Below are 26785 nucleotides of genomic sequence, written 5' to 3' on the forward strand. Positions count from 1 at the left end.
CCGGACCTGGGCGAGTGTGGCCATGCTACGGATGAGGACCGACACTTTTCCGGGGGCGGCCACCTAACCATCAGCCGGACGAATCCGTCGCATCCGGCAGAGACCTCAGAGGCGTCAGAGGCGTCAGATCTCCCGGTGCCACCCGACGGACCGTAACGACCGGCAGCTATCCCCTGTTCCCGTCCCATCCGCGCCATCCACTCCGGAGAGGATCGTCATGAGCGACGCCAACGGCGGCGACACCAGCCGCACCGGCTACACCGAGTACACCGGGAAAGTCACGGTCGGCGGTCCGGCCGACGTGCGGACCCTGCCAGGCCTGACGATCACCAAGGTCGCCGTCGGCCCGATGAACAACAACGCCTACCTGTTGCACTGCCCGGTCACCGGGGAGCAGCTGCTCGTCGACGCGGCGAACGAGGCCGACACGCTGCTGCGGCTTGTCGGGGACGCGGGGCTGGCAACGGTGGTCACCAGCCATCGGCACGATGATCATGTGCAGGCCCTCGCAGATGTGGTCACCACCACCGGGGCCAGCACGGTCGCCCATCCGGACGACGCCCCGGCCATTCCGGTGCCCACCGCGCGGCAGGTGCGCGAGGGGGACGAGATCGCCGTCGGGACGGCGGCCCTTCGGGTGATCCACCTGGTCGGGCACACACCCGGATCCATCGCCCTGCTCTACGACGCCGATCCCGCCGCTCCCCACCTCTTCACCGGAGACTGCCTGTTCCCTGGCGGCCCTGGAAACACGTTCGGTGACGAACAGGCCTTCACGACGCTGATGGACGATCTCGAACGCAAGATCTTCGGCCCACTGCCGGACACCACCTGGATCTACCCCGGCCACGGACACGACACCACCCTCGGCGCCGAACGCCCGCACCTGGCGGAATGGCGCGCCCGCGGCTGGTGACGGTGGGGGTGAGGCCGGCTGCGGCGAGCTCGCGCACTCACGCCACCGGATACGCTCACTCCCCCGAGACCCCCTCCGGCACGAGGTGATGCTGGCGCTACGTCCGCTGGCCAGAGGAGCCGGGGGAGCCGTCGGCGAGATCATCGATCAGATCGTCCTGCCGCTGCCGCGGCGTCCGCGGGACCGGGCGGAGATGGCCGAGACGCAGCCGCGTCTCGGCCGGGACGGCGTGCCACCGTGAGCTGACCGCGGGCTCCCAGCCTGGCCGGGCCAGCCCGCTCACCAGCCCGGAGAGGATCCGGACCGCGCGCAACGCGTCGTGCGACCGGCCCACGGCCAATTTGCGCGCGGCGAGGACGGTCAACTGGGCCGCGTGCACCGCGGTCCACGACCGGCCCACGTCGTGACGGTGCCGCCGGGCATAGGTGGCTGCCGACCGGCCGAGTTCGGCGTACAGCAGCCCGGACCGCCCGACGGTCTCCCCGCCCACATGAACGACCGGCCAGGCGTCGTCCGCCCAGACGATGCGCCCACCCGCGGCGTGCAACCGGGCGAACAGATCCGTCTCCTCGTAGTACATCCAGTACGACGGGTCGAATCCGCCCAGCCGTAGGAAAATCTCCGAGCGGACGGCGAAGAAGGCGCCGACCGGATAGCGCAGTTCCGGCCACCTCTCCACCGCGGCGATCTCGCCCCGTACCGCCGTGTAGGCGTTCGTCCGCGGGCGCGGCAGGACGGCACTCGCCCGTCCCCGCTCGCCCGCCGTGCCGCGGATCGGGAAGCCGACCACGTCGGCGGACGACGGGGCCCAGGCGAGCAGCTTCGGGATCATCGTCGCGGTGTCGGCAGGGACCGTCACGTCACTGTTGACCACCAGGATCCACTCCGGCCGCAGCCCGTCCTCCAGGGCACGGCGGACAGCGAGGTTCACCGCGGTGCCGTATCCGACGTTCCCGTGCCCCTGGACCACGCGCACACCGTCCGGCAACGCATCATGTCGGGATTTCCCATCATTTTCTACCAGAAACACCCGACATTCCGCCATGGCATCCAGTGTGGTCAGCAACCGGTACAGAGACGTCGATCCCCCGTGAGAAACGACGACCGCCAACAGCCTGTGCATCATCCGCCTTCGGCTAGTACGCCCGCAACGAGCTGCGAAATTTCGGGAAGAATCGGCAAGAAAGGACCACGACTCACACCGAACGAGTACACACGATCGGTCCCGGAACGTCGAGTATTCCCGCCCGCGCGTCTCCTCGCCCACGTCAGAGAGATACGTTCCGGCGGCTGGATGTGCACCGAATGTACCGCAGTACCCGCCGGAGCCAGCATAACCGCTGAGCCAGGACTGTCAGGCATCCTCGTTCCCGGCGCGTCGCGACACCATTCCTCGATATGTTTCCGGGCAAGTGGCGAACCGGGCCCGGTTCGCCACCCGCCCACCGGTCATCGGGGCACCTCCTGGGAGCCTTCGGCCACGCCCCCCGGCTCGGCTACCCCCTCCGGCTTGGTTACCCCCTCCGGCTCGGCCACGGACCGCGGGGCCGGCGGGGTGGTGCGCAGCGACCAGACGATGGCCACGATCAATGTCACCACAATGACACCGAGCGACAGCGCGATCGGCGGGTGCCACACGTCGGTGAGCAACATCTTCACGCCGATGAAGGCCAGGATGAACGCGAGCCCCGTCGCCAGGTGGTGGAAACGTTCCATCAGACCGGAGAGCAGGAAGAACAACGACCGCAGCCCCAGGATGGCCAGGGCGTTGCTCGTGTAGACCAGGAACACCTTGTCGGTCACACCGAGCGCGGCGGGCACCGAGTCGAACGCGAACAGGACGTCGGCGGTCTCGATCACGACGAGGACGGCCAGTAGCGGCGTGGCGACCAGCTTCCCGGCACGCCGAAACACGAAACGCTGCCCCTGATAGTCGTCGGTGACCGGAATGACCTTGCGAAGCAGCGCGACCGCCCTGCTTCGGCCCGGATCCATCTCGACGCCGTCGCCCCGGAGCATCGTGACCGCCGTGTAGAGCAGAAAAGCCCCGAAGACGTAGATGACAAAGCTGAACCGTTCGAGCAGCGCGATGCCGGCCGCAATGAACAGGAAACGGAGCACAAGCGCTCCCAGCACACCGTAGAACAGGACGCGGTGCTGGTAGGCGCGAGGCACCTTGAAATAAGAGAAGATCAGCGCGAAGACGAAGAGGTTGTCGACGGACAGGCTCTTTTCCAGCAGCCACGCGGCGGCGTACTCGCCGGCGGGCCCCGGGCCCTGCCAGGCCCAGATGACACCGGCGAATCCGATGCCCAGCGAGACCCACAGAACGCTCCACCACGCGGCCTCGCGAAAGCCGATGACGTGAGCCCGACGATGTGCCAGCAGGTCGATGGTCAGGAGTGTGAGCAGGACGCCGACGAAGGCGGCCCAAGCCCAGGGGGGCACGTACACAGATGATCTCCAGCGGAGTCGGGTGCCCGCCACGGCGGGCGGTCAGCGCCAGAAGCCGCCGGGATGGGCGGGGCGGACCGTGGTGGCGCGCCCGCGCAGCGGGGCGGTCTCCACCGCCTGCTTCAGCTCCACCGGGCCCACCGTTCCGATCAGGCGAAGGCGACCGTCATCCGGGGCGGCGCCAATGACGGCGACGCAGCCCGCGGCCGGCCGCTCCAGAAGCCGGCCGGTGACGTCCGTCAGCTGCTCGTCCGGACGGGCGGTGGCAACCATCTCCAGCGGAATCATGACCCGGTTGATCCGGGCGAGACCTCGATCGTCCATCGGCACGGCGGCGAGGTCACGCAACAGCGCCACCCCGGCGAGGGATCCGTCGAAGTCCTCGACTCCGAACACCGCCCTCCGCGACGGCAGTACAACCTCGTCCAGCGCGCTTGCGACGGTCGTCCAGGCGGACAACGGCGGCGGCGGCGGGCTCATCACGTCCCGGACGGTCAGACCCTCCAGCGCGACGTAGGTCCGCTGCTGCGCCTGGGCGAACCGGGAGGTGCCCAGCGCCAACCAACCCAGCAGGACAGCCCACAGCGCGACGAACCCGACCAGGAACGACCCGACCAACCCGACGGCGATCAGTGACCAGCCAGTGATCACGCCGGCGCGGGCCGCGGCCTGCTCGTCACCGCTGCCGCCGGGGCCCTGCTTGTCGTGCTCGGTGCCCTGGCACCCGCCGGCACCTGGGAACTGGCCGGCGAGGTGGCCCTGTGGGTGGGTACCTTCGCGCTGCTGGTGACCCTCGTTGACGTCCTTCCCTCCCCGCGCAGCTCCGGCGGCCGGCTGATCGCAGCCCGGGTGGAGCGCCGCACTGGCAGTCGTGCGCGCGCCGAGCAGGCCGGCCCGCGCGATCCGCGCCTCGACCTGGGTGCCGACCTGGGTGCCCGTCCCCGGCGTGGGATCGAGGGCCGCCACGGGCGGCGGCGCGAGATCGATACCGTGGAGTGCCGGCTGGTGGGCGGCCGGGTGAGGGGTTGTCGGGTGAGGGGCGACCGCCACGCCCGCGGAGCGGTCGGGCGCACCGGCCAGGACCAGCCGGCTTCCGAAGGCGCCGAGGGTGATGCCGAGAACGGTCACCCCCGACCGACGGGCCGACCGGGCCCGCATCAGATCGGCGGCCAGCAGGACGCCCACGAGCAAGCCCGCCCCGATCAGACCGCCGGACAGGTAGGCGAATCCGGGCCGGCCGGGCACGGTGGCCGGCAGYGTGATCGCGGAGAGGAGGACAGTGACGATCGCCACCGAGACAGCCAGTCCCGGACGCACCGTGATCGGCGGGAGATGTCCCCGTCGGGTGGCGTCGTGGGTGGTCATGTCCGCTCAGAGCTCCTTTCGCCTTCACCGGGCCGCGGTCACGACCGGGTGTCATACATGCTCAACGCATAGCCTGCCCGTCAACGTCCCGGCAGACACCGCAGGGAGTCCGCGACTTTGCCGACGATTTCGTTGCCGAGGTTCGGCAACATCGAAGTTCGGCAACATCGAGATTCGGAAACTGTCGGAGGCCTGTGGTGTGCTAGAAGCCGTGAGCACAACGTTCGAACGGCCCACCATCGACATCGAGCGGACGCGGGCGCCGTTTCAGGTCGTGTCCGACTTCTCCCCGTCGRGCGACCAGCCTGCCGCCATCGACGAGCTGGCCCGGCGGGTCGGGGCCGGCGAGTCCGACGTCGTCCTCCTCGGCGCCACCGGCACCGGAAAGTCCGCGACCACCGCGTGGCTGGTCGAGCGCCTGCAGCGGCCGACGTTGGTGATGGCCCCGAACAAGACGCTCGCCGCGCAGCTCGCCAACGAGTTCCGGGAGCTGCTGCCGCACAACGCCGTCGAGTACTTCGTCTCGTACTACGACTACTACCAGCCCGAGGCGTACATCGCGCAGACGGACACCTACATCGAGAAGGACTCCTCGATCAACGAGGAGGTGGAGCGGCTACGGCACTCGGCGACGATGAACCTGCTCACCCGTCGGGACGTCGTCGTGGTCGCGAGCGTCAGCTGTATCTACGGCCTCGGYACACCGCAGGAGTACATCGACCGGATGGTGYGGCTGAGGGTCGGCGACGAGATCGAGCGGGACCTGCTGCTGCGCCGCTTCGTTGACGTGCAGTACACCCGCAACGACCTCGCCTTCACCCGCGGGACGTTTCGGGTCCGGGGGGACACGGTGGAGATCTTCCCGGTCTACGAGGAGCTCGCCGTCCGAGTCGAGATGTTCGGCGACGAGATCGAGCGGCTCACCTACCTGCATCCACTGACCGGGGAGGTCGTCAGCGAGGCGGAGGAGATCTACGTCTTCCCGGCCACGCACTACGTCGCCGGGCCGGAGCGGATGGAGCGGGCGATCGCCGGCATCGAGGCGGAGCTCGCCGAGCGGCTGGCCACCATGGAGCGGCAGGGCAGGCTGCTGGAGGCACAGCGGCTGCGGATGCGCACCACCTACGACATCGAGATGATGCGCCAGGTCGGGTTCTGCTCGGGCATCGAGAACTACTCCCGGCACATCGACGGCCGCGAGGCCGGGAGCCCGCCGCACACCCTGCTCGACTACTTCCCCGACGACTTCCTGTTGGTGATCGACGAGTCGCACAACACCGTCCCGCAGATCGGCGGGATGTACGAGGGCGACATGTCCCGCAAGCGCAACCTCGTCGAGCACGGGTTCCGGCTGCCCAGTGCCATGGACAACCGCCCGCTGCGGTGGGAGGAGTTCCTCGAGCGCATCGGCCAGACGGTCTACCTGTCGGCGACCCCGGGCCCCTACGAGCTGGGCCGGTCCGTCGGCGTCGTCGAGCAGATCATCCGGCCTACCGGCCTGCTCGACCCCGAGGTCGTGCTCAAGCCGACGAAGGGGCAGATCGACGATCTCGTCCACGAGATCCGGCTGCGCGCCGAGCGGGACGAACGGGTCCTGGTCACCACGCTGACCAAGAAGATGGCCGAGGATCTCACCGACTACCTGCTCGAACTCGGCATCCGGGTGCGGTACCTGCACAGCGAGGTGGACACCCTGCGCCGGGTGGAGCTGCTCACCGAGCTGCGCCGCGGCGAGTTCGACGTGCTCGTCGGGATCAACCTGCTCYGCGAGGGTCTCGACCTGCCAGAGGTGTCGCTGGTGAGCATCCTCGACGCCGACAAGGAGGGCTTCCTGCGCTCGGACAAGTCACTGATCCAGACGATCGGCCGGGCCGCCCGTAACGTGTCCGGGCAGGTCCACATGTACGCGGATGCGATCACCCCGTCGATGCGCCGCGCCATCGACGAGACGAACCGGCGGCGCGAGAAGCAGATCGCCTACAACACCGAGCGCGGGCTGGATCCCCAGCCCCTGCGCAAGAAGGTCGTCGACATCCTCGACGACATGGTTCGCCAGTCGGCCGACGGCGAGCTGATTGGCGGCGGCGGCCGATCGCAGTCCCGCGGCAAGGCCCCGGTTCCGGGGATGAAGTCGCGCGCCGGCAGGGAGGGCGCCGTCGGCCGGTACGCCGCCGAACTCGCCGGCCTGCCCTCCCACGAACTCGCGCAGCTTATCCGCCAGCTCGACGACCAGATGCACGAGGCGGCGAAGGAGCTGCAGTTCGAGCTGGCCGCCCGGCTGCGCGACGAGATCGCCGAGCTGAAGAAGGAGCTGCGTGGCATGGGCGCCGCCGGCGTGCAGTGATGCCGTGAGCGCCGGCCTGCCACGATCAGCCGGCTGGGGCGGCGGTGTCCGTGCCGCTGGCGGCAGTATCCGTGCCGCTGGCGACGGTCTCGGCCTTGGCGGTGGCCTTGGCGGTGGCCTTGGCGTCGCGGCGGGCCAGCAGATCCTGCCAGACCTCCTCGATGCGGGCGTCGAGGTCGTCCAGGCTCCCGCCGTTGTCCACCACGATGTCGGCAGCGGCCCGGCGCTGGGAGTCCGTGGCCTGGTTCGCCATCCGCGCCAGCGCCTGGTCGCGGGGCAGGCCGCGGCCCTCGAGGCGGTGCAGCCGCAGCTCCCGCGGCGCCTCGACGACCAGCACCACGTCGTAGGTGCCCTCGGCGTGCACCTCGACGAGCAGCGGGATGTCGTGCACGGCGATTCCGCTCGGTGACACCTCCCCCATGCGCCGCGCCGTCTCCTCGCGGATCAGCGGATGGACGATCGCTTCGAGCCGGCCGCGGGCGGCGGGATCGGCGAACACGATCCGGCCGAGCGCCTCGCGGTCCAGGCCGCCGTCCGCGTTCGCCAGTTCGGTGCCGAACTCCGCCAGGACCGCGGCGAGCCCCGGGGTGCCGGGCGCCACCACGTCCCGGGCGACCTGGTCGGCGTCGATCAGCAAGGCGCCCCGGGCCGCGAGGCACGCTGACACCGCGCTCTTGCCCGAACCAATGCCACCCGTCAGACCTACTGTGAACACATCGCCGAGTCTGCCAGCTCCCGGAGCCAGCCACCCAGCCGGTCCGCCCGGCTGCGCCCTCGCGTACTTGGCAGCTCGCGTACTTGGCAGACTGTGCGGATGGAGGTTGCCCCGGTCGCGCACCGGCTCTGGCCGGCCCTGCTCACCGGCACGCTGCTCGGTCTCGGTGCCCTCGGCCTCGCGCTGGCACCGGCGCTCGCCGGTTCGGCACCGTTGCTGCTCGTTGCGCTGCGACCCACGTGGGCGATCCTGCTGCTGGTCGGCGGCACGGTGCCGTTCGTTCCCGCCCTACTGATCGCCGCGTTCTTCCGCGGGCTGATCGACGTCGGCTACTTCGGTCTGGCCCGCAACAACATCCGCTCGGTGCTCCTACGGCGCATCAGCACCGGCCGCGTCGTGGCGGCGCTGTCCCGCCGCGGCACCCAGCGCCCGCTGCTGTGGTTCTGCCTGCTGAACACCAACGCGGCGGTGGACGCGGCGCTCGGCGCCGGCGACGTCCCGCTGCGCCGGTTCCTGCGCTTCCTGGTTCCCGGCTCCCTGCTGTCCTCGGCCCTCTACCTGACGGCGGCGCGTGCCGTGACGCCATGGATGCACGGCGTCGTCACCTGGCTCGACGAGAACATGACCTTCCTGATCCTCGGCAGCCTCACGTTGGCGATCATCCAGCTGGGGGCGCGGACGCTCCTGCGCCGTCGGGGTCGGCTCCGCACTGCATCCGGTTCCCCGCCCGGCCCATCGTCCGGCTGGTCGCCCGGCCGGCATCGCGGATAGGGTGGTAACGGAACGTTTCCGGCTAGCCAGAAGAAGGCGGTGGACCGGCACTCTCTGGACATCCTGTGTCGCAGGTAGCAAGGTCGGTGACTCCGGGGTCATCCGCGGCCGTCGACGCCCGCGGGAATCCACCGGCGATCATCTCACGCTACGGAGTCGACGATGCCCTGCCCCCGCCACGCCCTGCCCTGCGCGGTCCCACCCCACATCCTCGAACGCATTGTCCGCAACGGCACCGAGGAGCAGCGTTCCCGGGCCCTGTCCACCCTGCTCCAGGACACCTCTCATCGCACCATCCGGGTGCACAACGCCCTGATGCGCTCGACGCGGCGCGGTGCCGTCCCACCGCGCCCGGCGCCCGAGACCAGCCCGCGGCGTACCGTCAGCGACGCGGGCGGCACCGAGATCCTGCCGGGTGCGATGGTTCGCGAGGAGGGTGGCGCCGCGATCGACGACGCGGCGGTCAACGAGGCCTACGACGGCCTGGGCTCGACGTTCGCGTTCTACTCCGACGTCCTAGGCCGGAGCTCCATCGATGACGAGGGGATGGCTCTGCTCGCCACCGTGCACTACGGCGACCACTACGAGAACGCCTTCTGGAACGGCCGCCAGATGGTGTTCGGCGACGGCGACGGCGAGCTGTTCAAGCGTTTCACGGCGTCGCTCGACATCATCGGTCATGAACTGACCCATGGCGTCACCGAGGACGAGGCGGCGCTGATGTATGTGAACCAGTCCGGCGCGCTCAATGAGTCGATCAGCGACGTCTTCGGTTCCCTGGTGAAGCAGTACGTCCGCGGCCAGACCGCCGAGCAGGCCGACTGGCTGATCGGCGACGAGCTGCTCACAGACGCCGTCCAAGGCGTCGCGCTGCGGTCGATGAAGGCCCCCGGGACCGCCTACGACGATCCGGTACTCGGCGACGACATCCAGCCGGACCACATGGACCGCTACGTCCGGATGACCGCCGACAACGGCGGCGTCCACATCAACTCGGGCATCCCGAACAAGGCGTTCTACCTCGCCGCGACGGCTCTCGGCGGATACGCCTGGGAGAAGGCCGGCCGCATCTGGTACGAGACCCTGCGCGCACCRCAGATCCGGCCGAACACGACGTTCCGTGCATTCGCCTCGGTGACCGTGCACCAGGCCGGCCTGCTGTTCGGTGCGGACGCGCGGAAGGCCGTCTCCGAGGCGTGGCAGGCCGTCGGCATCGTCGTCCGCGCAGCCGGGCAGGTCAGCGCAGCCGGGCAGGTCAGCGCAGCCGGGCAGGTCAGCGCAGCCGGGTAATTCGGACCATCACGCCCGGCGACATCGAACGTCACCGCCCGGGACCACCTTGCCCGCCTTCGCGGCCCGGGTCCGCAGCAGCTCGCGGACGCGCTCCGCCGGCAGCGGAGGCGAGATCGCCTCTCCCTGCAGCAGATCGCAGCCGAAGTCGACCATCATCGTCAGGGTCCGTTCGTCCTCGATGCCCTCACCGACGACCCGCAGCCCCAGGCGATGTCCCAGATCGAGCACGGAACGCACGATCGCGGCGTCGGGCAGGCTCCCCCGGACGTCCGTGACGAACCCCCGGTCGATCTTGACCTCGTCAAACGGCAACGTCTTGAGGATCTCCATCGAGCTATACCCGGTGCCGAAGTCGTCGAGGGAGAGCGCCACGCCGTGGGAGCGCAACTGACCCAGCATCGTCGCCGCACGCGCGGGCTGGGTGACCAGGGCGCTCTCGGTGATCTCCAGGGTGAGGACGTCGGGGGCCAGCCGGTGCGCGGCGATCGAGTCCGAGACCACCCGGGGAAGATCGTCGATCACCAGCATCCGGGGGGAGAGATTGACCGACACCGGCAGGTGCAGGCCCCCCGCGTCCCAGGCGGCACACTGCCGCAGTGCCTCGTCGAGAACCCACCGGGTCAGGTCCGCGATCAGGGGGGACCGCTCGGCGATCGGCAGGAACTCGCCGGGGGGGAGCAGCCCACGGCTCGGATGTCGCCACCGCAGCAACGCCTCGGCACCGACGATCCCACCGGTCCGAGCTGACTGGACCGGCTGGTAGTACAGGACGAGCTCGTCGCGGCCGATCGCGGCGCGCAACTGGGCGTTCAACGCGATCTCCTCGGGCCGCACCCCGGCGATGCCGGCATCCCACAGGCCCACGCTCTCCCCGACCCGCTTGGCCCGCAGCAGGGCCGCATCGGCGCAGCTCATCAGGGTGGCCATGGTCGCGCCGTCGCGGGGGGCCACCGCGATGCCCACCGAGGCGTCCACCTCGACGTCGACCCCGCAGACCTGAAAGGGCCCCTGGATCTGGCGGAGGACCCGCCGGCCCAGGGTGCGCCGCCGCCCRGCGGCTATGGCCGCGGGCAGGGGGCCGCGGACGGCCGGCGCGCCCGACGGGCCGAGCGAGACAGGTGAAGCAGATGAGGTGGATGAGGGGGGCGAGGCAGATGAGACGGATGAAGCGGGCGGCGCCGGGATGATCTCGGGCCCGCGGAACACCAGCGCGAACTCGTCCCCGCCGGCCCGACCGACGAACACCGGCCTCGGGGTCAGGGTCGGCAACGTCTCAGCGATCATCCTCAGCAGCTGGTCGCCGCCGAGGTGACCGAGCGCATCGTTGACCTCGTGAAACCGGTTGAGGTCCACCAGGACGAGGACAGCCTCGTTCCCCGCGGCATTGATCTTCGCAACGGCGGACTGCCCGATTTCCATCGTCCCGCCCCGGTTGGCCAGGCGGGTGAGGGGATCGGAACGGTTCTGCAGCAGGCCCTCACGGAACAGGGCCTTCGCCACCGCGCCCACGAGCATGACGGCGGCGATGGTGGAGAACATGGGCGCGGCGGCCTCGGCCAGTCCGCCGTGGGCGGTGACGCCGGCGACGACGGCAGCGCAGACGGCCGCGGTGCCGGCGACGGCCCAGCCGACGGGGACCAGGGCGGCATAGGCGCACAGCACCGGGAACCAGGTCAGGTATGTGTCCGCGTTCCGGCCGGGCGCCGCGCTCGCCAGCGCGAAGGCGAGCGCGGCGGCGAGCGAGGCGACGGCGACGGGCGGAATCCAGCGCCCTCTCGGGTTGGCCACCAGCCCGACGACGGCGTTACCGACCGCGACCACCAGACCCAGCCAGTTTCCCCAGCGCAGATAACCCGGGGAGCCCGGAATGCACCCGGCGAGCAGGAAGAGCACCGCCGCGATCGCAGGGGTGACCACGAGAAAACGCCGACGGCCGGCGAACGTACGCCCGCTGATCAAAAACCGCTTCCTCCCGCACTGACCCGCGATGAGCCCGACCGAACGGACCGAGCGGATCAGGYGGACCGAACAGGGACGAACCGCACCGAACGGGACGTCGCTCCGGGTGTCGCAACGACCCCGCATCCGAGAGATCACGGTGCACGACGGCGACAGGGCCGGGTCAGGCTTCCTTCCAACATAGCCGTCGATCCGGCGTGACCGACATCATAGCCAGCAGCTTCCYGGCACCGATGCAATTTCACGGTTCGGTACAATTCCTCGACTGATACCGGAGACGACGGAAAATCCGGGAAGCCAGCGGAGTAATTCGGCACAAAAATGACATCCGGGTACAGGAACGCTCGGTAACAGGAACACTCAGTAACAGGAACACTCAGTGCGCCGCGTCGTCCCAGGTGCAGCCGGCGCCGACGCTCACGTCGAGYGGCACCGACATGGTGTACGCGGAGGTCATCTCGGCCCGGACCAGCCGCTCGACCRCATCGTGCTCGCCGGGCGCGATCTCGAGGACGAGTTCGTCGTGCACCTGGAGCAGCAGCCGGGAGGCGTACCCCCCGGCACACAGCGCCCGGTCGACCCCCAACATCGCAATCTTGATGATGTCCGCGGCGGAACCCTGGATCGGCGCGTTCAACGCCATCCGCTCGGCCATCTGCCGCCGCTGGGAGTTGTCGCTGGTCAGATCGGGCAGGTAGCGACGGCGGCCGAGGATCGTCTCGGTGTAGCCGTCCTTGCGGGCCCGTTCCACGACCCCACGCAGGAAGTCGCGGACCCCGCCGAACCGGGCGAAGTAGGCGTCCATGTGCTCCCGGGCCTCGTCCGGCGCGATGCCGAGCTGCCCGGCGAGGCCGAACGCGGACAACCCGTAGGCCAGGCCGTACGACATCGCCTTGATCCGCCGGCGCAGCTCCGGGTCGACCTCGGAGACCGGCAGGCCGAACGCCTCGGCGGCCACGAAGGTGTGCAGGTCCTCGCCGGAGCCGAACGCCTCGATGAGGCCCTCGTCACCCGAAAGATGAGCCATGATCCGCATCTCGATCTGCGAGTAGTCCGCCGTCAGCAGCGTCTCGTAGCCCGCGCCGACGACGAAGGCCCGGCGGATCTGGCGCCCCTCGGCCGTCCGGATCGGGATGTTCTGCAGGTTCGGGTCCGCGGAGGAAAGCCGGCCGGTCGCGGCGATCGTCTGGTTGAACGTGGTGTGGATGCGCCCAATATCGTCGATCATGGGGATCAGCGAGTCGACGACCGTCTTGAGGCGGGCCACGTCGCGGTGCCGCAGCAGCACCGGCAGGAGCGGATGGTCGGACTGGACCGCCAGCCAGGCGAGGGCGTCGGCGTCCGTGGTGTAACCGGTCTTGATCTTCTTGGTCTTGGGCAGGCCCAGCTCGTCGAAGAGGATCTGCTGCAGCTGCTTGGGGGAGCCCAGGTTGAACGGCCGGCCGACGATCTCGTGGGCCTGCGCGGCGACCGCGCTGACCTCGCCGCCGTAGTGCTTCTGCAGCTCGGTCAGGTGCTCGGAGTCCACGGCGATGCCGGCCCGCTCCATGCCGGCCAGGACCGTGACCAGCGGGAGTTCGATGTCCCGCAGCAGGGTGGCGGCGGAGCGGCGTTCGAGGTCCGCGTCGAGGGCGTCGGCGAGCTCGAGGCAGGCCCGGGCCCGCACGGCGTCCGCGTGCGCCTGGTCGGCCTCGCCGGAGCCGTCGAGGGTCAGCTGCTGGCCGCCCGGGACGGGGTCGGCGGACAGGTCGCGATGCAGGTACCGGGCGACGAGATCGGCCAGGTCGAAGGACCGCTGGCCGGGCAGAGCCAGATAGGCCGCGAGCGCGGTGTCGCTGGTGACGCCGGCGAGCGGCAGGTCAAGCTCGGTCAGGGCCAGCATCGGCCCCTTCACGTCGTGGGCGGCCTTCGGCTGGTTCGGATCGGCGAGCCAGGCGCCCAGCGCCGCCACGTCCGCGGGGGTGAGCAGCGTCGGGTCGATCCAGGCCGCGGCACCGCCGGCCGCGGCCAGCGCGAGACCGGCGAGCACACCGGTGCCGCGCCCCCAGGTGCCCCGGGCGTGCAGGCCGGTACGGCCGACCCTGTGGGCGTGCTCGGCGAGCCACCGGGCCACCTCGCCCGGCCCGAGCACGGTCAGCTCGATCTCGAACCCCTCGTCGGCGGGAGGCGGCGCGATCGCGAGGGCCGCGTAGAGCCGCTCCCGCAGCACCCGGAATTGCAGCGTGTCGAACAGCTGGTGGACGGCCTCCCGGTCCCAGGGCCGCATCCGCAGGCCGGCGGGGACGACGTCGAGCGGCACGTCACGGGACAGCTCCGTCAGGGAACGGTTGCGGATGACCTCGGACAGGTGGGCGCGCAGCGACGCCCCGGTCTTCCCGCCGATCTCGTCGGCATGGTCGACCAGTTCGGCCAGCGAGCCGAACTGCTGGATCCACTTGGTGGCGGTCTTCTCCCCCACCCCCGGCACCGACGGCAGGTTGTCGGAGGGATCCCCGCGCAGGGCCGCGAAGTCCGGGTACTGCACTGGGGACAGGCCGTACTTCGCCTGCACCTCGTCGGGGGTGAAGCGGACCATGTCACTGATGCCCTTGCGGGTCATCAGCACCGTCACCCGCTCGTCGACCAGCTGCAGCGCGTCACGGTCACCCGTGACGACCAGCACGTCCATCCCCTCGGCCGCGCCCAGGGTCGCGAGCGTGGCGATCACGTCGTCGGCCTCGTATCCYGGCGCGCTGACCCCCGGCACCGCGAGGGCGTCGCACACCTGGTGGATGAGGCTGACCTGGCCGACGAAGTCGGCCGGGGTCTCGCCCCGACCGGCCTTGTACTCGGCGTACTGGGTGTGCCGGAAGGTCGGGGTCGGCAGGTCCCACGCCACGGCGACATGGGTCGGCCGCTCGTCGCGCAGGACGTTGATGAGCATGGAGGTGAATCCGTACACCGCGTTCGTCGGCTGGCCCGTGGTGGTGGAGAAGTTCTCCACCGGCAGCGCGTAGAAGGCACGGTAGGCCAGCGAGTGCCCATCAAGCAGCAACAACCGGGGCGTTGCCGGGGTCGACTTCGCGGGGCTCGATGGCGCGGGACTCGGCGAGGACACGGCCGGGCCGGCCGCAGTGGCCGCAGTGGCCCCAGTGGCCCCAGTGGCCCCAGTGGCGGACGCTGCCGAGCGGCTCCCGGACGGAGACGAGGTGGGGGACGAAGTGGTGACGGACACGCGGCGAGTTTAGGCCGTGGGTCGGACAGTTTCGCCGCGAGCGGGCGGACCGATGCGTCGACCACGTCGCTCCGCCGGCCGGGCAGGTCCGCCGGTTACGGTCTGACGAGGGAGCTGACCGGGCCGAGCACGGCCCGTTTCCCGGCCCGGACCTCGTACACGTAGACCGTCGAGCCCTCGACCTCACCATTCTTCCGGAATCTGATGCGCTTGGTGACGCCAGGAATGTCGACCGAGCCGAACCGGGCGAGCACGGCCTCCCGCGTCGCGCCGCTACCGAGCCGGCGCAGCACCTCGATGACGGCGTTCGTGGCGTCATAAGCCTCGCCGGAATAGGTTCCAGGCCGCGCGTCGGCGTTGATCGTCTTGTAGTCGGCGACGAACCCCGCCGCCGCGGGATCGCTGTTCGGGTCACCGCAGGGGCAGGTCAGCAGCGTTCCCTCGGCGTTGCCGGCACCGGCCTGGTGGATGAGTTGGTCGTCGTTCGCGCCGTCGCCGCTGACGACCTTCCCGGTGTACCCCTTGCTGCGCAGCGCCCTGGTCAGCAACGCGAGTTCCGCATAGTAGCCAGAATAGTACACGGCGTCCGGATTCTCGGCGAGGATCTTCGTGGCCTGGGACGTGTAGTCCTTCGTCGGATTGATGCCGTCGTGGATCACGCGGATGCCACGGCCGGTCAGGGCCTTCTCGAGCGCTCCGGACAAGCCGGTGCCGTATTCGCTCCGGTCGTCGAGAGAGTAGACCTTGTCCGCCTTCACGACCTTGGCAAGGTATTCCGCGGCGGCGGATCCCTGCACGGTGTCCGGTGCGATGACCCGGTAGAAGCTGGTGAACCCGAGATCGGTGAGCGCCGGATTGGTGGCCGACGGGCTGACCGACAGCAGCCCGGCCCCGCTGTAGAGCGGCTCACTCGACTTCGTCGGTCCGGAGAAGACGGGGCCGACGACGCCGATGACCTCCGGATTGTCGATCAGTTTCTGCGCGGCGGTGGGCCCCTGCTCGGCCATACCCTGATCGTCCGAGGCGACCAGGCGCAGCCTGAACGGCAGATCCTTGCGCCGGTTCGCTAGCTCGACAGCGGTCAGCACCCCGTCGTAGGCGTTGATGCCGAGCTGCTGGTTGTCGCCGGAGAGCGGCCCCTGAAAACCGATGGCGTATTCCTTTTTCCCGTCGTCACCGGACGAACCACCGCCGCAGCCGGCAAGGACGGCCGCGGCTGTCAGCACACCCACGGATCCGAGGGCCCCCCACCGCGTCACGCTCGGTCGGGGCACGCCCCCTCGCCGTCCAGGACCCGTCATGACACGCCCTCCCACAGCACATCGCTGCCGCTACCGACACCCTCGGCGTCAGGACCCGGTCCGCCACCGCATCATCGGCAACCGATCGACAGCGGATAGTGACGAAAACGTAACCTTCGGAGGAGTGGAAGGGAAGCGCAACGTGAGCGTGTCGTAACTTGAAGGGGGTTTCGCCGGTGAGTCCGAAAGCAAACGACCCGATCGGAGAAGCGAACGACCCGGCAGAACCCGCAACGGCCCGGTCGGAGGATGTCGGTTGCCGCAGCCGCCGCAGCCATTACGGCAGCCGCCGACACGTCACCGCCGGTCGGTCAGTTCTCCGTCTTCAACGGGACGAATCTGCCGCCGAGTACCGTGTAGAGCACGACCGTGGGCGATCGGGTGTCCCCCCAGCGGTCGAAGGCGACGGAGCCGGTGATCCCCGCGAACGAGCCGCTTCCGATCGCCGTCACGAGGTCGTGTCTGGTGGCCGCGTCCACGGTCGTCCGGCCCGGCAGCACCGTGGCCGCTGCGCGGATGATCGCCCTGGCGGCGTCRTACGCATAGGCCGCGACCGCGGGGATGGCCTCGGCCCGCCGCAGCTCCAGCTCCGCGGCGGGGTCGTTCACCCCGGACGTACCGCGGGTACCGGCGGCCGGGGGCCCGTGGGGCCCCTCCTCCAGGCCCGGCCCCGGTGCCGATACCGGTGCCGAGGTGCCGTGGACCACCCTCGGGGTGGTGGTGGCGCCCCGGCCGGGCGAGGCGGTCTCCGCTGGATCCTCCTGGCTCCGCAGGTCCGCAGGGTCCTCCTGGCCCCGCGGGCCCAGAGTCCCACTCGACCGCCCACTCGCGCCAGGCGATTCCACGCCGCCCGAGGCCCCGGGACGGGTACTGCCCTCGTCATCCGCCGGTCCCCCGAAACGGTCGGAGTAGTCCGCGACGAAGGCACCCGAGGACGGCAGCCGGGTCGGCGGGACCAGCGGACCGATGATCAGATCGCCGTCGGCTGCCGACCTCGCCTCGTCGGTGTAGCGGGGCTGGAGCAACGCGTCCGAACCCACTACCTGGATCGACGTCCCCGCGTCGGCGAGCCGGGCCCGCAGTTTCCCGGCGAAGGCCGCACCCGTCGAGACGTAGACCAGATCGGGGGCGTCCTCCTCGATCGCCCGCGCGGTGTCGGCGATCTCGGATCCGTCCGCTTCGTCCCCCCGGACCTGGTACACCGATGTCACCGACGCGCCGAGAGCGGCGGCGCGCGCCGCGAAGCGGGCGCCCAGGGTCGTGCCGTATCTCGGTTCGCCGTCAACGACGACGATACGCCTGCGGCCGAGCGTCCTGACCGCGTACTCGGCTGCGACCCGGGCCTGGCGCTCGTCCGTTCCGGCCAGGCGGAAGTAGGACGGGAAGGGCCGGGTGCGCGGCCGGGAACCGGAGTCGGTCAGCGTCGGGTCCGCGTTCGACGGGGAGACGACGGGGATGCCAGCGGCGCTCAGCGTGGGCAGGGACACCTTCGCTACGAGTGAGCTCAGCGGCCCGACCACGCCGATGACATGATTGTTCGCCACGAAGGCGTCCACGGCCTGCGCTCCCCCGTCCGGACGGGACAGGTCGTCGTGGGCGGACAGCTCGATGCGCCAGCCCGGGACGGCCCCGGACTTGTTGGCCTCGTCGACCGCGAGCGCGACGGCGTTGCGCGCGCTCACCCCGTCCGTGGAGAGATCCCCGGACAGCGGCGCCATCACACCGAGGGTGGCGACCCGGGTGACGCCGGTGGCGGCTCTGGCGCCAGCGCCGCCACCGGCGTCATCGCCTGCGCCGAGGCTGGCGGCCAGCGTGAGCCCCAGGACCGAGGGCACCGCGAGGACCAGGACGGCGAGAGCCGCAAGCGCCACGCGTCCGCGACCGGTGCGCGATCTGGCCCGGGTCCACCGCCCGATCGAACCGGTCATCGACGCGAGAGACGTCCGCGACGAATCGCTCACCCGGCCTCCGGGATCACGGACACGGAGGTCACGAGCCCGGCAACGCCTCACCCGACAGCACGGCCTCGGCGACCGCCCGCATCGTCCGGCGCTGGTTCATCGAGGTGCGCTGGATCCAGCGGAAGGCATCCGGCTCGGTCATGCCGTGCTCGGTCTGCAGCACGCCCTTGGCCCGCTCGATGATCTTCCTGGCCTCCAGGCGCCCCTGCAGGTCCTCCACCTCGGCCTCAAGGCTCACGATCTCGGTGAAGCGGCTCATCGCCATCTCGATCGTGGGCAGCAGGTCCTTCTTCTGGAACGGCTTGACCACGTAGGCCATGGCGCCGGCCTCACGGGCACGTTCCACCAGCTCCCGCTGGCTGAAGGCGGTGAGGATGACGACGGGAGCGATACGGTCCTTGGCGATCTTCGCACCGGCCTCGATGCCGTCCATCCTCGGCATCTTCACATCGAGGATGCACAGGTCGGGGCGGAGCTTGCCGGCGAGGTTGACGGCCATCTCRCCGTCGCCCGCCTCCCCGACCACCTCATAGCCCTCCTCCTGGAGCATCTCCCTGAGGTCGAGCCGGATCAGCGCTTCGTCCTCGGCGATCAGAACCCGGCGCGGGTTCGAGGAGGGGTGGCTCATCGAGTCGGACTCCTGGTCTCGGAGGTGCGTCCCTAGTGTGGCAGGACGGACGATCGGGGGGCCGTCCCGCCCCGGACACGGAGGGCGGGAGGTCGAAACGCACCCTACCCGGATAGAGTCTTCAAGGAGCGGTTCCGGCCAGGTTCGACGGCGATCTCCTCGCCCTCGTCCCGCCCGGTTCCTCCGCCCGTTCCACTTGCGCCAACTCGCCCCTGTTCCGTCTGATCCAACACGCTCCACCCGCCGGCCCCGGTACTCCAACGGCAGAGAGACGGTGCTCAAACCACCGACAGTGTGGGTTCGAATCCCACCCGGGGTACCAGATAGATCGTTTTCGAACCTTGGTCACGGTCAAGCCTTGGCCACGACCAAGATCCCCAACAGGGTCCAGATCGTGGCCGAGGCTTGTGTCCGCGGCCAGACCGGGCTTGTCACTGTCCCAGCCCGGCTCATGCCCGGCGCGGCCACCACCCCCGGCCACCGCCCGCCGAAACGCCTCTCCTGTCAGCGTGGCGTAGGGCTCGCGGAGGCGTACGCCGGTTACGACCGCCTCGTCCTCTTCGACCTCTGCCAAGAGCTTCGTGAAGAAAGCCTGGTTACTCATGCGCTGCACCTGCGGTCCGGACAGCTGGTACAGCTCGCCGCACCCGCCGACGAGTGTCAAGCTCCGTCCGCAGCCCCGCGCGGATTTTCTCCTGTTCATCCTCGTTAAGACGCACGCCAGCATAGAAACGCTCAACGGGCGCTTCCTGCCGACACCGTCGACGAAGGCGCGTCAGTGGTGGTGGCCGTGCCGACCGAGGGTCTCCACGGGGGTCGCGCCGGGGCGGGTCCACTGCGGCACGGGGCGGCTGGTCGGGCCCCAGGTGGCGTTCCCGTCCGCGTCCGAGCGCCAGAACCAGCACGAGCTGCGCCCCTCGGGCCAGGCCTCGGGGTTGTCCTCCCATGCCTCGCCGCGGCCGTAGGGCGTCATGTCGAGCAGGCCGAGGGACCCGTTGACCGGCTCGTTGCCACGGCCCGTCGTGGAGTAGGTGAGGAACACGCGGTCGCCGTCGCGCAGGAAGCAGGTGATGTAACCCATGYTGCCGCCGACCRGCCCRTCCACGTCGCGCACCGAGTACCAGGGCTGGGTGTAGCCCATGAACTCAACGTAGGAGGCCACCTCGTCCCAACGGCCCGTGGTCAGGATGGCGAACGAGACGCCGCGGGCGTTGAGGTAGACGGCGTCCTTCAGGTGCCAGGCCGTAGTGGTGCAGCCCTCGCACTGCCCCTGGTGCGGCGCGCCGTCATACCACATGTGCTTGTAGACCACTAGCTCGTCGCGGCCCTGGAACAAGTCCAGGAACGGGACCGGGCCGTCGGGCCCGACGACCTCGACCGTCCCGTCGAGCTCCACCATCGGCAGCCGGCGGCGGGCCGCGGCGARGGCGTCGCCCTCGCGGGTGTGGGCCTTCTCGYGGACCAGAAGCTCGTCACGGGCGGTCTGCCAGGCAGTCAGGTCAACGACGGGCGGGCGGCCAGGCAGCGCTGTGGCCGGGCCGTCCGGTGTGGTCGTCATGGTCTCCTCCGTGGTGTCTCGTGCCGGGCGGCGTCCTACGACGTCCTACGACGGTCGCCAGAACAGACTCGCGACCCGGCCGGAACGCATCGCGGCAGGGGGCGGCGCGGAACGTGCTTTGGCAACTGGCAAACTGAGGATCGAGCAACGGCGCCGTGAGGAGGCAGGGTGACCGCGAATACCGGCGGGGGACCACTTTCCCATCTGCCCGTCGCAGGCGCGGACGTCGAGATCTGGGGGATCAACGACTTCCTCGCTGCCGACGAGCGGCGCCCGACCAGTTTCATCACCAATTTCGGTAACTGGCAGGTGCCCGACCCGGTCGCTGCTGCCCTCGCGTCGAGGGTCGCGCACCTGGAATGGTTCCACGACACGGGGGAACTAGTCGCGATCGGTGACGTTCCCCATCGAGGGGCGGCGACCGTCGAGATCCCGCGCGTCGAAGGAGCGGTCGGGGAGCTGGCTGACATGGTCGCCGGTCCGTTCGGCAGCGGCGGCATATCGTTCCGGACCGCCGACGGCGCGGTTCGCGAGTTCCCCGAGATGGTTGTCTCCGAAGGCACCCGCGTCGCGGTGCTGGCGGTCATCAAACAGGGCCCGCGGGTGCACGGGGTGCTGTGGGACTGGCACCGCTGGCACCGTCGCCCCGAAGGATGGGCCTGGCTGGAAGAGCGCCTGCTCAGCACCCGCCGCACGACAGGCGGCAACGACTGATCAGGGACCGGGACAGTTAACCGGTCGCTGCGGCGTGCCTTCTGCTCCTCTCACTCCTCGGGCACGGGCGGACGGCCGTGACGGCGTGGTGGGTGCGCGCGGAACAGGACGATCTGCGTAGCCGTAGGCGGAATCGCTCCAGCCGGGCACACGTTTGATCAGGCGCTCACTGTATGGGCATCGACGCGGACCGTGAAGGATGTCCGCGATCCTGCTCAGTCCCACCGCCGCGCTATGACCGGTTGGGCGAGGCCACCGGGCATCAGTGCTCTGCTTGGCCGGGACCTTCGCACCGGTGGATGCTGCCCCCGCTGGGGACCACTGAGGAGCACAAGGCGTGGAGGCCCGGGCCGGATCTTGGCCGGCCACGGCGAAGAGGAGACGAAGGGAACTATGCGGATGCTGCCTCCCGCGACGCGGCGGCAACGTCGGCTCCCGAGGCAGCGGCAACGTCGGATCCCGAGGCGGCGGCGTTTGCGGGTCATCGCCGTAAGTGAATCCGAGGAGGCATTTCGCCATGCGGGTTGTTGTTGTGTACGAGTCGATGTTCGGGAACACGAGGCAGATTGGCCAGGCGATTGCGGATGGCATCGGCCCGCTCCATGAGGTAGTCGTCATCCCGGTGCGTGACGCAAATCCTGAGGTGATCAGCGGTGCCGACGTCGTCGTCGTGGGCGGTCCCACGCATGTGCACGGCATGAGCCGTCCGGCCAGCCGTACGTCGGCCGGCGAGATCGCTCGGAAGCCACCGAGCGGTGTGGCGCTCGAGCCCGGCGCAGAAGGCCCCGGACTGCGGGAATGGTTCGCCCGCTGCGGCGTGATCGAGGGGTATGCGGCAGCGTTCGATACGCGCGCACACGGGCCCTCGATCTTGACTGGCCGGGCGTCAAAGCGCATTCACCGGCTGCTGCGCCGGCACGGAGCGCGACAGGTTTGCCCGCCGGAGAGCTTCTTCGTGACGAAGGACAACGCACTCGCACCAGGGGAGATCGACCGCGCGCGCCGGTGGGGCGAACACCTGTCGCACGTGGCCACAGAGCCGGCGAGGACCGAGTTTCCGGTCTGACCGGAGCCATGGATCAACGGCGAGCGGTAGTGGTCGAGCGGTTCGCGGTCACCGGCGTACAGCCCTCGGCCCGCCCGGGCGTTGCGCGTAAGCATTCAGGCATCTTGTAGATCTTGTTATGGGTAGGCACGTCTGGATATCTGGATGTTGCGCGGCCTGACGGGTTCAGACCTGCCCTGGCCCGGATGGTGTGCTACGGCTTGCGGGCAACACCGCCGYAGATGCTGACCCGCGCGTCGGTCAGCTCCTCGACGGCGCTGCCGTCGGCCCGCCAGCGGTGAACGACCTGAACCCCGGGGTCGACCAGCTCCAACCCGTCGAAGAAACGTTCGACTTCGGATCGGCTGCGGGGCTGCACCGACATCCCCTTCTGCCGGTAGGCTTCCGCCGCCCGTTCCGCGTCCGGATCATAATCTCCGGTGCCGTGGGTGAGGACAAGATAGCTCCCCGACGGCAACGCGTCGAGGAGCCGACGCACGATCCCGTAGGGATCATCCGCGTCGGGGATGAAATGGAAGATCGCGACGACGGACAGGGCGATCGGCCGAGTGAGGTCAAGAGTGCTGTGCAGCTGCGGGGCAGCGCGGATCCCGTCAGGGTCGCGCAGGTCGGCGTCGAGGTAGGCGGTGCGCCCCTGCGGGGTGCTGGTCAGCAACGCGCGGGCGTGGGTGAGCACGATCGGGTCATTGTCGACGTAAACCACCCGGGTGTCGGGGGCGAGGCCCTGGGCGATCTCGTGCAGGTTCGGGCTGGTGGGGATGCCGGTACCGATATCCAGGAACTGGCGGATCCCGACCTCCCCGGCCAGAAACCGGGTCGCCCGCGTCATGAACGCCCGGTTCTCCCGGGCCGTGACGCGGGCGTTGGGGAACGCGGCGATGACCTGCTCGGCGGCCTCCCGGTCGGCCGGGAAGTTGTCCTTCCCGCCCAGGTAGTAGTCATACATCCGGGCCGTATGAGGAAGATCCATCCGCAGGTTCACCGGCTCCCGGTCCCCCGTCGTCGCTACCCACGCCGGGTCCCGTGTTTCCGTCACCGCTCCTCCATCCCCTTGCCACTCGGACATCCGCTCGCCACTCGGATGCCACTCGGATGCCACTGACGAGCACCCTAACGGCACGGGCAGGCACCATCCACAGCAACCCTGGAGAAGGCCCGACCCTGGAGAAGGCGGCCGCTGGAAACGGGCCCGGCCCGGCAGATCCCGTCGCCTTTCCCACCCACACCCGGCTACGGAAATGGGAACGTCCCCACCGCCGCAACGCCGGCTCCACGCACCCGAACCGCCCAGTCCAGGCGCGATACCAAAACTTTAGGTTCATGTCCATTCACGGGTGAACCCGTGGTTTTCCCGTCCGGCGATCGCCGGGTGGGTAGCCAGGGGCGGCCAGCCAGCGGCGGCCGGCCGCCATCCCGGTCCTGCACGCAGGCGAGCCGCACCAACACCGTCAGCAACGGGAGCACCGTCGGCGGACGTGGACGTTCGTGCCCTTGAGGTGGTGCCCGCCGGTCTTTCGACGGTGGCGGGAGCTCGGATTCGACCACCGCCCATGCTTCTCGCCACGCTCCGCATAAAAAAAGAAGATCTAAACCAGGATCWCCGGGAAGAGTGGCTTCGCTCAGGACACTGACCACCCGATTTCCAGCTATTGACTACCCGGAGGGGTGGTGCACCACCCCCCACCGACTGCAAGGCTGTGACTCACTTCATACAACAAGGCAGCGGAAAGCCGATGGGAACCCTTGTCAACGTCGACAACGCTGACACGCTCACCGAYCTGTATGCGACGGACGGTGAACCTGTCACGCAGGTCAAGACGGTGACAGCACTGCACGATCAGGCGCGGTGTTTCGTCGACCGCCAACCGTCATGATCGTCGCTGGCTGTGCACGCAATACGGCGATCCGGGTTGACACCCCGCCAAGGAGAAATAATGACCCCCGTATACCCGATCACCCACGATAGGTGGTACACGCTGGCGAGGACGCCCGCCGTCGAGTTCTTCCAGACGAGGACTCGGGAACTTGCCCCGCAGCGGCCAGCCGAATCCGGCAAGACCTGGGGAAAACTGGTCGTAAATCCGGAGACCCCCCGAATCGCGTCGATTTTCCTCGACGCCGCTGCCCAACTGGCCACTGCGGCCGCCTGCTTCCGGACCGCCCGGCAGGTTCGCGGGACGGAGCGCCGCCGGCGGTTCGCCCGCCTCGCCGCTGGCGGCGTGCTGGTCGCCAACCTCGCGACGGCGGCGACGTTCCTCGCCGGCGGCTTCCTGACTGGCCGCATGTCCCCGAGCTATGCCATCTTCCTCGTTCTCTACGGGGTGGCCCTGGCCGGGCTGCTGTCCCTACCCACCGCACCGGTGGAAGGCCAGGGCGAGAACACCAGGACCGCGCGACACAGCGGATACCGCTGGCATACGATCACCCTGCTGGACTGTGTGCTGATCGTCGGCTCGATCATCCTGCTGGCGTGGGGGACGACTCTCGCCGCGCTCGTCCCGGCCGGCCCGCCCGACCCCATCCAGCTCTTGGCCGCCCTGCTCCACCCGGTCGCCAGCCTGATCCTCGCCACGGCGGTGCTGCTGATCACCTGCTTCCGCCGGCCGCGTTCCCCGGCGGCGTCGGTACTGCTCAGCACGGGCCTGCTGATCGACGGACTCACCAGCAACATCTCCGTCTACAGCACCGCGCCGGACAGCCACCACCTTCCCCCCTGGGCCATGATCGGATTCACCCTCGCCTTTATGATGATCTTCCTTGCCGCTCTGCTACCGGCGCGCACGCACCCGGACAACCCCACACCCGACAGCCTCACGACCGACAGCCTCACGACCGACAGCCTCACGACCGACAGCCTCACCCCGGGCGGCCCCCGGGCGGTGTGGGCGCACGCCGTGCTGCCTTACGCCGTGCTCGGTGCGGCCGGCCTGCTGATCCTGGGCAAACTGTCGACCGGTGCGCAGCTCGACCGGTTCGAGGCGTACGGCATGGTCGGACTGCTGCTGGTGGCGCTGGTCCGGCAGATGGTCACCCTGGCGGAGAGTAACCGACTGTTGGCCGAGGTACGCCAGCGCGCACGGCAGCTTCACCATCAGGCGTTCCACGACCCGTTGACCGGCCTGGCGAACCGGGCGCTGTTCACTCGGCGGCTGCAACGAGCCCTCACCCACGACCCCGACAACCCCGACAACCCCGACGCCTGCCACGCCGGCGACTCCGGGACGGTGTCCGTCCTGTTTTTGGATCTCGACGGGTTCAAGCTGGTGAACGACACGCTCGGCCATGCCGCCGGGGACGAACTCCTCAAAATCAGCGCGGAGCGACTGCGGGCGGACACCCGCGCGGTGGACACCGTCGCCCGGCTCGGCGGGGACGAGTTCGCCATCATTCTCGGCAGCGGCGGCGTCGACGCCCGGAAGGTGGGTGAGCGGCTCGCGATGGCAGTCCAGGAGCCGTGCCTGCTGGCCGGGCAGATCTACACCCCGCGGGCCAGCTTCGGCCTAGTCACGCTCGACGGCTCCACCACCCGGCCGGCCAGTCCCGACAGCCTGCTGCACCAGGCCGACCTGGCCATGTACGCGGCCAAGCGGGAACGCGCGGGCAGGCTGGTCGTCTACCGGCCGGAGCTGTCCGCCCTCCCCGAGCACCGCCACCCGGACCCACCCAGCCAGGACGACCCGGTGGGCGCCTACGGCCGAGTAGTAGGCCTGATGTGATCCATCTGCCTGCCCCGTTCCGCGCGCGTATCACCGGCCTGGGGAGGAGCGCCCCGTTCAGGTCGGTCGCCGTCTGATCGAGGTATCCAGTGACCGACCGCACCGTTCACCCCGGTGCTCGACTGGCCGGACCGCCAGTCGAGCCGGAACCCAATTTGGATCTTGAGTGGATCCTCGGCGACCTGCTCCGGTTCTTCACGGGTGGACCGGTGCGCCCACGCTGGTAGTGATCCGCCCCAGCGGCGAAGCGCCGAAGTTCGCCAGGGTTTCCTCGTTGTGTCTCCCTAGCGGGAGTTTCCTAGATAAGTTGATCTTTGGAGTCCGTTGAGCTGGCCGGTGGCTGGTTCAGGACGGTCTGACCTGGATCTTTGAGTACTCGCCTGATCGACAGTTCGCCTTCCGGTGTGTATTACCTAAAGCATGTCGTYGTTGGTGGGGAAGAAGGTCGGTGGGAAGACGTACTACTACCTGGTCGAGTCGGCCCGTGTGGACGGCGAGCYCAGGATCGTCTCGCAGCGCTACCTGGGCTCGGCCGAGGATCTCGCGGCGGCGGTCGCGGCCCGGGACGCCGCGTCGCTGCCGGAACGCACCCGCCATCTCGCTTTTGGTGATGTCGCGGCCGTGTGGGAGATGCTGACCCGGCTCGACGTGGTCGGGCTGGTCGACGAGGTGGCCGGGGCACGCCGGTCGGACGCCGGGGCGTCGGTGGGCACCTACCTGGCGCTCGCCGCGCTCAACCGGCTCGTCGACCCGCGTTCGAAGGCCGGTTTCGCCGAGTGGTGGGCGACGACGGCCGCGGACCGGTTCACG

Annotated in this window: 18 protein-coding genes, 1 tRNA gene and 1 pseudogene; 9 read left to right on the top strand and 11 right to left on the bottom strand. The window is 69.5% G+C overall.

What is annotated here, in order from left to right:
- The first annotated feature begins 217 nt into the window (after nucleotides 1-217).
- Complete coding sequence (locus KBI5_RS04570; protein WP_011436069.1) at nucleotides 218-916, top strand: MBL fold metallo-hydrolase; 699 nt, start codon at nucleotides 218-220, stop codon at nucleotides 914-916.
- Between the two features lie 97 nt (nucleotides 917-1013).
- On the opposite strand, the gene KBI5_RS04575 is transcribed toward KBI5_RS04570, so the two are convergent.
- The 3 genes from KBI5_RS04575 to KBI5_RS26830 all read right to left on the bottom strand — a co-directional run bounded on the left by KBI5_RS04575 (nucleotide 1014) and on the right by KBI5_RS26830 (nucleotide 4735).
- Nucleotides 1014-2039 (bottom strand): glycosyltransferase family 2 protein, encoded by a 1026-nt coding sequence (locus KBI5_RS04575; protein ID WP_023841696.1) that lies wholly within the window; start codon nucleotides 2037-2039, stop codon nucleotides 1014-1016.
- Between the two features lie 326 nt (nucleotides 2040-2365).
- Nucleotides 2366-3370 carry a TerC family protein gene (locus KBI5_RS04580; protein WP_011436067.1) on the bottom strand — a complete coding sequence of 335 codons (1005 nt, stop codon included), beginning with the start codon at nucleotides 3368-3370 and terminating at the stop codon, nucleotides 2366-2368.
- Nucleotides 3371-3412: 42 nt separating this feature from the next.
- Nucleotides 3413-4735, bottom strand: coding sequence for a peptidase M50 (locus KBI5_RS26830; protein ID WP_198537504.1), 1323 nt, complete (start codon nucleotides 4733-4735; stop codon nucleotides 3413-3415).
- Nucleotides 4736-4946: 211 nt separating this feature from the next.
- Between KBI5_RS26830 and uvrB the strand changes: the two genes are divergently transcribed.
- Nucleotides 4947-7079 (top strand): excinuclease ABC subunit UvrB, encoded by a 2133-nt coding sequence (gene uvrB, locus KBI5_RS04595; RefSeq protein WP_085014416.1) that lies wholly within the window; start codon nucleotides 4947-4949, stop codon nucleotides 7077-7079.
- A 25-nt stretch (nucleotides 7080-7104) separates the two neighbouring features.
- Here the strand turns inward: uvrB and coaE are convergent, their stop codons facing one another.
- Nucleotides 7105-7794 carry a dephospho-CoA kinase gene (gene coaE, locus KBI5_RS04600; protein WP_011436064.1) on the bottom strand — a complete coding sequence of 230 codons (690 nt, stop codon included), beginning with the start codon at nucleotides 7792-7794 and terminating at the stop codon, nucleotides 7105-7107.
- A 99-nt stretch (nucleotides 7795-7893) separates the two neighbouring features.
- Between coaE and KBI5_RS04605 the strand changes: the two genes are divergently transcribed.
- Together KBI5_RS04605 and KBI5_RS04610 are read left to right on the top strand one after the other, a co-directional pair.
- Nucleotides 7894-8565, top strand: a complete 672-nt coding sequence (locus KBI5_RS04605) for a hypothetical protein (RefSeq protein WP_011436063.1) — start codon at nucleotides 7894-7896, stop codon at nucleotides 8563-8565.
- Between the two features lie 162 nt (nucleotides 8566-8727).
- Nucleotides 8728-9855: a M4 family metallopeptidase gene (locus tag KBI5_RS04610; protein WP_085014409.1), complete on the top strand. Its 1128-nt coding sequence runs from the start codon at nucleotides 8728-8730 to the stop codon at nucleotides 9853-9855.
- 9 nt (nucleotides 9856-9864) lie between these two features.
- On the opposite strand, the gene KBI5_RS04615 is transcribed toward KBI5_RS04610, so the two are convergent.
- From KBI5_RS04615 to KBI5_RS04635, 5 genes are all read right to left on the bottom strand, one after another.
- Complete coding sequence (locus KBI5_RS04615; protein ID WP_023841699.1) at nucleotides 9865-11817, bottom strand: bifunctional diguanylate cyclase/phosphodiesterase; 1953 nt, start codon at nucleotides 11815-11817, stop codon at nucleotides 9865-9867.
- Between the two features lie 376 nt (nucleotides 11818-12193).
- A complete protein-coding gene (gene polA, locus KBI5_RS04620) occupies nucleotides 12194-14851 on the bottom strand; it encodes a DNA polymerase I (protein WP_198537510.1) in 2658 nt (885 codons plus the stop codon).
- Nucleotides 14852-15126: 275 nt separating this feature from the next.
- Nucleotides 15127-16254, bottom strand: a complete 1128-nt coding sequence (locus KBI5_RS04625; RefSeq protein ID WP_235463182.1) for a branched-chain amino acid ABC transporter substrate-binding protein — start codon at nucleotides 16252-16254, stop codon at nucleotides 15127-15129.
- A gap of 389 nt (nucleotides 16255-16643) precedes the next feature.
- The gene (locus KBI5_RS04630; RefSeq protein ID WP_235186897.1) at nucleotides 16644-18203 is read right to left on the bottom strand and encodes a branched-chain amino acid ABC transporter substrate-binding protein; all 1560 of its coding nucleotides are present in this window, start codon (nucleotides 18201-18203) and stop codon (nucleotides 16644-16646) included.
- A 118-nt stretch (nucleotides 18204-18321) separates the two neighbouring features.
- Nucleotides 18322-18921 (bottom strand): response regulator, encoded by a 600-nt coding sequence (locus tag KBI5_RS04635; protein ID WP_011436057.1) that lies wholly within the window; start codon nucleotides 18919-18921, stop codon nucleotides 18322-18324.
- 246 nt (nucleotides 18922-19167) lie between these two features.
- Here KBI5_RS04635 and KBI5_RS04640 point away from each other — a divergent pair.
- A tRNA-Leu gene (locus KBI5_RS04640) sits at nucleotides 19168-19243 on the top strand.
- Nucleotides 19244-19696: 453 nt separating this feature from the next.
- Here the strand turns inward: KBI5_RS04640 and KBI5_RS04645 are convergent.
- A complete protein-coding gene (locus KBI5_RS04645) occupies nucleotides 19697-20479 on the bottom strand; it encodes a DUF899 family protein (RefSeq protein ID WP_085014412.1) in 783 nt (260 codons plus the stop codon).
- A 168-nt stretch (nucleotides 20480-20647) separates the two neighbouring features.
- Between KBI5_RS04645 and KBI5_RS04650 the strand changes: the two genes are divergently transcribed.
- Together KBI5_RS04650 and KBI5_RS04655 are read left to right on the top strand one after the other, a co-directional pair.
- A complete protein-coding gene (locus KBI5_RS04650) occupies nucleotides 20648-21193 on the top strand; it encodes a hypothetical protein (RefSeq protein ID WP_011436055.1) in 546 nt (181 codons plus the stop codon).
- Nucleotides 21194-21710: 517 nt separating this feature from the next.
- Nucleotides 21711-22259, top strand: a complete 549-nt coding sequence (locus KBI5_RS04655) for a flavodoxin family protein (protein WP_011436054.1) — start codon at nucleotides 21711-21713, stop codon at nucleotides 22257-22259.
- 193 nt (nucleotides 22260-22452) lie between these two features.
- Here KBI5_RS04655 and KBI5_RS04660 read toward each other — a convergent pair whose 3' ends face one another.
- Nucleotides 22453-23295, bottom strand: coding sequence for an SAM-dependent methyltransferase (locus KBI5_RS04660; RefSeq protein ID WP_085014413.1), 843 nt, complete (start codon nucleotides 23293-23295; stop codon nucleotides 22453-22455).
- 898 nt (nucleotides 23296-24193) lie between these two features.
- Between KBI5_RS04660 and KBI5_RS04665 the strand changes: the two genes are divergently transcribed.
- Both KBI5_RS04665 and KBI5_RS04670 read left to right on the top strand, forming a co-directional pair.
- A complete protein-coding gene (locus tag KBI5_RS04665) occupies nucleotides 24194-25975 on the top strand; it encodes a GGDEF domain-containing protein (RefSeq protein ID WP_085014414.1) in 1782 nt (593 codons plus the stop codon).
- Nucleotides 25976-26407: 432 nt separating this feature from the next.
- A pseudogene (locus KBI5_RS04670) lies at nucleotides 26408-26785 on the top strand (transposase); the annotation flags it as partial.

This window comes from Frankia sp. KB5 (genome assembly GCF_002099325.1).
GTDB lineage: Bacteria > Actinomycetota > Actinomycetes > Frankiales > Frankiaceae > Frankia > Frankia casuarinae.